8 protein-coding genes are annotated in these 7,033 nt (G+C 69.0%); all 8 read left to right on the plus strand.

Translation table 11 applies throughout. The features are described from left to right. The first annotated feature begins 274 nt into the window (after positions 1-274). The 8 genes from AB0G50_RS29600 to AB0G50_RS29635 are packed head-to-tail and all read left to right on the plus strand — an operon-like array spanning position 275 to position 6,900. Entirely contained in the window at positions 275-979 is a 705-nt protein-coding gene (locus tag AB0G50_RS29600; protein WP_360114916.1) for a metalloregulator ArsR/SmtB family transcription factor, read from the plus strand. Further along, positions 976-2,421, plus strand: a complete 1,446-nt coding sequence (gene sufB / locus AB0G50_RS29605) for a Fe-S cluster assembly protein SufB (protein WP_360114918.1) — start codon at positions 976-978, stop codon at positions 2,419-2,421. Before AB0G50_RS29600 ends, sufB begins: the two co-directional genes overlap by 4 nt. Before the next feature lies 1 nt (position 2,422). Next, on the plus strand, positions 2,423-3,598 hold the full coding sequence (gene sufD, locus AB0G50_RS29610) for a Fe-S cluster assembly protein SufD (protein WP_360114921.1): 1,176 nt from the start codon (positions 2,423-2,425) through the stop codon (positions 3,596-3,598). Next, complete coding sequence (locus AB0G50_RS29615) at positions 3,595-3,915, plus strand: non-heme iron oxygenase ferredoxin subunit (protein ID WP_360114924.1); 321 nt, start codon at positions 3,595-3,597, stop codon at positions 3,913-3,915. Before sufD ends, AB0G50_RS29615 begins: the two co-directional genes overlap by 4 nt. Before the next feature lie 37 nt (positions 3,916-3,952). Further along, positions 3,953-4,726 carry a Fe-S cluster assembly ATPase SufC gene (gene sufC, locus AB0G50_RS29620; protein ID WP_360114927.1) on the plus strand — a complete coding sequence of 258 codons (774 nt, stop codon included), beginning with the start codon at positions 3,953-3,955 and terminating at the stop codon, positions 4,724-4,726. A 46-nt stretch (positions 4,727-4,772) separates the two neighbouring features. Then, entirely contained in the window at positions 4,773-6,050 is a 1,278-nt protein-coding gene (locus AB0G50_RS29625; protein WP_360114930.1) for a cysteine desulfurase, read from the plus strand. Further along, a complete protein-coding gene (sufU, locus tag AB0G50_RS29630; RefSeq protein WP_360114933.1) occupies positions 6,050-6,511 on the plus strand; it encodes a Fe-S cluster assembly sulfur transfer protein SufU in 462 nt (153 codons plus the stop codon). The genes AB0G50_RS29625 and sufU overlap by 1 nt, the downstream gene beginning before the upstream one ends. 38 nt (positions 6,512-6,549) lie before the next feature. Then, entirely contained in the window at positions 6,550-6,900 is a 351-nt protein-coding gene (locus AB0G50_RS29635; protein WP_360114948.1) for a metal-sulfur cluster assembly factor, read from the plus strand. The last annotated feature ends 133 nt before the right edge of the window (positions 6,901-7,033 follow it).

Consider the following 7,033-nt stretch of genomic DNA (forward strand, 5'->3'; position numbering starts at 1 on the left):
CCGGCCCTCGGCCACCGTGACCGCCCGAACCCCACCCGCTGTCCGCGACCCGGCCCGCTCCGACCCCCTGGCTGCCTCGACCCGCCGCGGCCCTGCCTGCCGAGCCGCCCCGCTCGCCGCGTTACGCGCCGCTTTGTAGGATTGTTGAACGATGGGACGTTACGCGGTGTTTCCGGGCGGCGTGGCGGGGGAGCGGCACGGGTGGTCCACGTCACCCGAACGCCTCGCGTGATGGCTGTTTGCGACTGCCGGGGAAATACGCAACACTGGTGTTGTGAAAAACGCCGGGAGCGACTTCGCCGCGGTGCCCCACCAGGGGCACGACGGCCGCACCCGGCACAGCGTCGCCCGGCTCCTGCTGGAGCAGGGCCCGGTCACGGCCGCGGCCGTCGCCGAGACGCTGGGGCTCAGCCCGACCGCCGTGCGCCGGCACATCGACGCGCTGGTGGCCGACGGCGAGGCCGTCAGCAGGGAGGCGTCACGCCGTGGCGCGCGCGGCCGGGGGCGCCCGGCCAAGCTCTTCCTGCTCACCGAACAGGGGCGGGCCCGCTTCGGGCACGCCTACGACGACCTCGCGGTCGCCGCACTGAGGTTCCTCGCCGAACAGGGCGGGGAGGAGGCGGTACGGGCCTTCGCTCAGCGCCGGGTCTCCGCGTTCGTCGACCAGCACCGGGCGACCATCGTCAGCCGCGCCGAGCCCGCCGAGCGGGCCGAGGCACTGGCGGTCGCGCTCACCAGGGAGGGCTACGCCGCGTCCGCGCGGCACGTCAACACCGGTGAGCAGCTCTGCCAGCACCTGTGCCCCGTGGCGCACGTGGCCGCCGAGTTCCCCCAGCTGTGCGAAACCGAGACGGCCGCGTTCGCGGACCTGCTCGGCACGCACGTGCAGCGCCTGGCCACGATCGCGCGCGGCGACGCCGTGTGCACGACACACATCCCGAACACACCCTTGAACAACACCGGAGGGGAGCCCGCATGACTGCCGCTGCCGAGCAGCGCACCACCACGACCCCGCTCACCCAGGAGGAAACCCTGGCGAGCATCGGGAGCTACGAGTTCGGCTGGTCCGACTCCGACGTGGCCGGCGCGAGCGCTCGCCGTGGTCTGAACGAGGACGTCGTTCGGGACATCTCGGCGAAGAAGAACGAACCCGAGTGGATGCTCGACTTCCGGTTGAAGGCACTGCGCCTGTTCGACCGCAAGCCGATGCCCACGTGGGGCTCCGACCTGTCGGGCATCGACTTCGACAACATCAAGTACTTCGTCCGGTCGACCGAGAAGCAGGCGACCACCTGGGACGAGCTCCCGGACGAGATCAAGAACACCTACGACCGGCTGGGCATCCCGGAGGCCGAGAAGCAGCGCCTCGTCTCCGGTGTCGCCGCCCAGTACGAGTCCGAGGTGGTCTACCACAAGATCCGCGAGGACCTCGAGGAGCAGGGCGTCGTCTTCCTCGACACCGACACGGCGCTGAGGGAGCACCCGGAGCTGTTCAAGGAGTACTTCGGCTCCGTCATCCCCTCCGGTGACAACAAGTTCTCCGCGCTGAACTCCGCGGTGTGGTCCGGCGGCTCGTTCATCTACGTGCCGAAGGGTGTCCACGTCGACATCCCGCTCCAGGCCTACTTCCGGATCAACACCGAGAACATGGGCCAGTTCGAGCGCACGCTGATCATCGTCGACGAGGGCGCGTACGTGCACTACGTCGAGGGCTGCACCGCGCCGATCTACTCGTCGGACTCGCTGCACTCCGCGGTCGTGGAGATCATCGTCAAGAAGGGTGGTCGCTGCCGCTACACGACCATCCAGAACTGGTCGAACAACGTCTACAACCTGGTCACCAAGCGCGCCAAGGCCGAAGAGGGCGCGACCATGGAGTGGATCGACGGCAACATCGGCTCCAAGGTCACCATGAAGTACCCGGCCGTCTTCCTGATGGGCGAGCACGCCAAGGGCGAGGTCCTCTCGATCGCGTTCGCGGGCGAGGGCCAGCACCAGGACGCCGGCGCGAAGATGGTCCACATGGCGCCGCACACGTCGTCCACGATCGTGTCGAAGTCGGTGGCACGGGGCGGCGGCCGGACGTCCTACCGCGGCCTGGTCCAGGTCAACAAGCGGGCGCACCACTCGAAGTCCACGGTCAAGTGCGACGCGCTGCTGGTGGACAACATCAGCCGCTCGGACACCTACCCGTACGTCGACGTCCGCGAGGACGACGTGTCGATGGGTCACGAGGCGACCGTCTCCAAGGTCTCCGAGGACCAGCTGTTCTACCTGATGTCGCGCGGTCTCAACGAGGACGAGGCCATGGCGATGATCGTGCGCGGGTTCGTCGAGCCCATCGCGCGCGAGCTGCCCATGGAGTACGCGCTCGAGCTGAACCGCCTGATCGAGCTTCAGATGGAAGGGGCCGTCGGCTGACATGGCCGTCACCACCGAAGACCAGCAACACGGCCTGACGGCCCACTCGCACGGGGCGGTCGTCCCGATCTCGTCGCGGGCCGAGCACTTCGCCTCGTTCGACGTGGACGCCTTCGAGGTGCCCGGCGGTCGCGAGGAGATCTGGCGCTTCACCCCCATGAAGCGCCTGCGCAACCTGCACAACGGCGCGCCCGCCACCGGCACCGCCGCGGTCGACGTCAAGGCGCCCGAGGGCGTCGACGTCGACACGGCGGTGCGCGGCGACAAGCGCCTGGGCACCGCCGGCACGCCGGGCGACCGCGTCGCCGCGCAGGCGTGGTCGGCGTTCGCCGAGGCGACCGTCATCACGCTGCCGCGCGACGTCAAGAGCGAGCCGACGACCGTCACGGTCACCGGCCCCGGCGTCGACCAGGTCGCCTACGGGCACCTGCTGGTGCGGGCCGAGCAGTTCGCCGAGGGCGTCGTCGTCATCGACCACCGCGGGTCGGGCGCGTACGCGGACAACGTGGAGTTCGTCGTCGGCGACGGCGCGCACCTCACCGTCGTCGCGATCCAGGACTGGGCCGACGACGCGGTGCACGTCTCCGCGCACCACGCGAAGCTCGGCCGCGACGCCACGTTCCGGCACACCGTCATCACCCTGGGCGGCGACCTCGTCCGGCTCACCCCGGTGGTCACCTACGGCGGCCGCGGCGGCGACGCCGAGCTGCTCGGGTTGTACTTCGCCGACGCGGGCCAGCACCTGGAGCACCGGACGTTCGTGGACCACGCGGAGTCCAACTGCCGCAGCAACGTCGTCTACAAGGGCGCGTTGCAGGGCGAGGACGCGCACACGGTGTGGATCGGCGACGTGCTGATCCGCGCGGCGGCCGAGGGCACCGAGACCTTCGAGCTGAACCGGAACCTGGTGCTGACCGACGGCGCGCGCGCCGACTCGGTGCCCAACCTGGAGATCGAGACCGGCGAGATCGAGGGCGCGGGCCACGCGTCCGCCACCGGCCGGTTCGACGACGAGCAGCTGTTCTACCTCCAGGCCAGGGGCATCCCGGAGGAGCAGGCGCGCCGGCTGGTCGTGCGCGGCTTCTTCCACGAGATCCTGCTGAAGATCAGCGTTCCCGAGGTGCGCGAGCGCCTGGAGGCGGCCATCGAGGCGGAACTCGAAGCGGTGGGGGTGTGATCAGGGTGTGCTCGCTGACCGACCTGGACGACCGCAAGCCGGTCGCGTTCGAGGTCGGCGCCGAGTACACCCCGGTCCTGCTCGTCCGCGACGGCGACGTCGTCCACGCGCTGCGCGACCTCTGCTCGCACGCCGAGGTCGCGCTCAGCGAGGGCGAGGTCACCCGCAAGGGCGTGGAGTGCTGGCTGCACGGGTCGTGCTTCGACCTGCGCACCGGCGCCCCGTCGTCGCCACCGGCCACCGAGCCCGTCGACGTGTTCGCCGTCGAACTCCGCGGTGACGACGTCTTCGTGGACGTCGCCACCACCACGAACTGACTTTTTTCCACGCTCGCCACAGGAGAACGAAGCACCAATGGCCACTCTGGAGATCAAGGACCTGCACGTCTCGGTCACCACCGACGAGGCGTCCAAGGAGATCCTCAAGGGCGTCGACCTGACCATCAGGGCAGGCGAGACGCACGCGATCATGGGCCCCAACGGCTCGGGCAAGTCCACGCTGTCCTACGCCATCGCGGGCCACCCCAAGTACGAGATCACCTCCGGCTCCGTCACCCTCGACGGTGAGGACGTGCTGGAGATGAGCGTGGACGAGCGCGCCCGCGCCGGCCTGTTCCTCGCCATGCAGTACCCGGTCGAGGTGCCCGGCGTGTCGATGTCGAACTTCCTGCGCACCGCCGCCACCGCCGTCCGCGGCGAGGCCCCGAAGCTGCGGCACTGGGTCAAGGAGGTCAAGGGCGCGATGGCCGACCTCGACATCGACCCGGCGTTCGCCGAGCGCTCGGTCAACGAGGGCTTCTCCGGCGGCGAGAAGAAGCGCCACGAGATCCTCCAGCTGGGTCTGCTCCGGCCGAAGATCGCGATCCTGGACGAGACCGACTCCGGCCTGGACGTCGACGCGCTGCGCGTGGTGTCCGAGGGCGTGAACCGGTACAAGGAGTCCGGCGAGGTCGGCGTCATGCTGATCACGCACTACACCCGGATCCTCAAGTACATCGAGCCCGACTTCGTGCACGTGTTCGCGAACGGCCGCATCGTCGAGTCCGGCGGTCGCGAGCTGGCGGACGTGCTGGAGAACGAGGGTTACGTGAAGTACGCCGGTGTCCAGGAAGCCGCGACCACCCGCTGACGTTGTCCCTGTTGTGGATTCGCTTACGAGAGGAGGCGTCGGGGCAGTGACCACCACCGCTACTCCACTGGACGTCGCTGCCGTGCGGGCGGACTTCCCGATCCTGGGACGCACCGTGCGGGAGAACAAGCCGTTGGTGTACCTGGACTCCGGCGCCACCTCGCAGCGGCCGAGGCAGGTCCTCGACGCGGAGCGGGCGTTCCTGGAGACCTCGAACGCGGCCGTGCACCGCGGGGCGCACCAGTTGGCGGAAGAGGCCACGGACGGCTACGAGGGCGCGCGCGAGAAGATCGCCGCGTTCGTCGGGGTCGCCTACGGCGAGATCGTGTTCACCAAGAACGCCACCGAGGGCGTGAACCTCGTGGCGTACGCCATGGGCAACGCGGCGGTCGCCGGCCCGGAGGCCGCGCGGTTCCGGCTCGGTCCCGGTGACGAGATCGTGGTGACCGAGATGGAGCACCACGCGAACCTCGTGCCGTGGCAGCAGTTGGCGCTGCGGACCGGCGCCACGTTGCGCTGGTTCGGGGTGACCGACGAGGGTCGGCTGGACCTGTCCGATGTGGACAGCGTGGTGACGCCGCGCACCAAGGTCGTGGCCTTCACCCACCAGTCCAACGTGCTGGGCACGGTGAACCCGGTCGACGTGCTGGTCGCGGCGGCTCGGCGGGTCGACGCCTTGACGGTGCTGGACGCGTGCCAGTCGGTGCCGCACAGCGTCGTTGACCTGCGGGCGCTCGACGTCGACTTCGCGGTGTTCTCCGGGCACAAGATGCTGGGGCCGTCGGGGATCGGGGTGCTGTACGGGCGGCGCGAGTTGTTGGAGGCGCTGCCGCCGTTCCTCACCGGTGGGTCGATGATCGAGATGGTGCGGATGTCGGGGTCGACGTTCGCGGCTCCGCCCGCGCGGTTCGAGGCCGGTGTGCCGATGACGTCCCAGGCCGTCGGGCTCGGTGCGGCCGTGGACTACCTCAACGCCGTCGGGATGGATCGGGTCGCCGCGCACGAGCACCTGCTGACGGCCGCCGCGTTGGACGGGCTGAGCGGGATTCCCGGGGTGCGGATCATCGGACCCACGTCGGTTGTCGATCGGGGTGGCGCGGTGGCGTTCACCATCGACGGGATCCACCCGCACGACTCCGGGCAGGTCCTGGACAGCCTGGGTGTCGCGGTTCGGGTCGGGCACCACTGCGCTTGGCCGTTGCACCAGCGGTTGGGGGTGCCGGCGTCCGTGCGGGCCAGTTTCTACCTGTACAACACGCTGGACGAGGTGTCCGCGTTGGTGGACGGGGTGCGGGAAGCCCAGAAGTTCTTCGGGGTGGCCTGATGCAGCTCTCGCAGATGTACCAGGAGATCATCCTGGACCACTACAAGAACCCGCACGGGCGTGGGCTTCGGGATCCGTTCTCCGGGGAGTCGCACCAGATCAACCCCACCTGCGGGGACGAGGTGACGTTGCGGGTCAGGCTTGACGGGCCGATCGTCGCCGACGTGTCGTACGACGGCCAGGGGTGTTCGATCAGCCAGGCTTCCACCTCGGTGCTGACGGATCTGGTGGTGGGCAAGCCCGTTGACGAGGCGTTCGCGAAGTTGGACGCGTTTGTCGAGTTGATGCAGGGGCGTGGGCAGGTCGAGCCCGACGAGGACGTGCTGGAGGACGGGATCGCGTTCGCCGGTGTGGCCAAGTACCCGGCTCGGGTGAAGTGCGCGTTGCTCGGGTGGATGGCGTTCAAGGATGCGGTGGCTCGTAGTGAAGGTGCGGCTCGTAGTGAAGGAGTTGGGGCGTGACTTCTGAGTCCGAGCAGGTTGTGCGCGGGGTCGAGGGGATGCCTCCTCTGCCGCCCAAGGCCGATGTCGCCGCGTTGGACGACGTCGAGGAGGCCATGCGCGATGTGGTCGACCCCGAGTTGGGGATCAACGTCGTCGATCTCGGGTTGGTGTACGACATCCGGGTCGACGAGGACAACGTCGCGGTGATCGACATGACGCTGACCTCGGCTGCCTGTCCGTTGACCGATGTGATCGAGGATCAGACTCGGTCGGCGTTGGTCGGGGGTGGCGGGGGTGGGGTCGTGTCCGACTTCCGGATCAACTGGGTGTGGATGCCTCCGTGGGGGCCCGAGAAGATCACCGATGACGGGCGGGAGCAGCTTCGCGCTCTCGGGTTCACCGTCTAGGCGGTGAAAGCCTGAAAGCGTAAGAGCTTTAAGAGCGTAAGAGCGTCCTCGCCGGACGGGCAGCGCCTCCGGGGGTTAGGGCGTCGTGTTCTCCCCGTATGGCCTGCCTGAGGCAACCACATGCGTCAAGGGG

Origin of the sequence: Actinosynnema sp. NPDC020468, assembly GCF_040642015.1 — a bacterium.
In the GTDB taxonomy this organism is placed as follows: domain Bacteria; phylum Actinomycetota; class Actinomycetes; order Mycobacteriales; family Pseudonocardiaceae; genus Actinosynnema.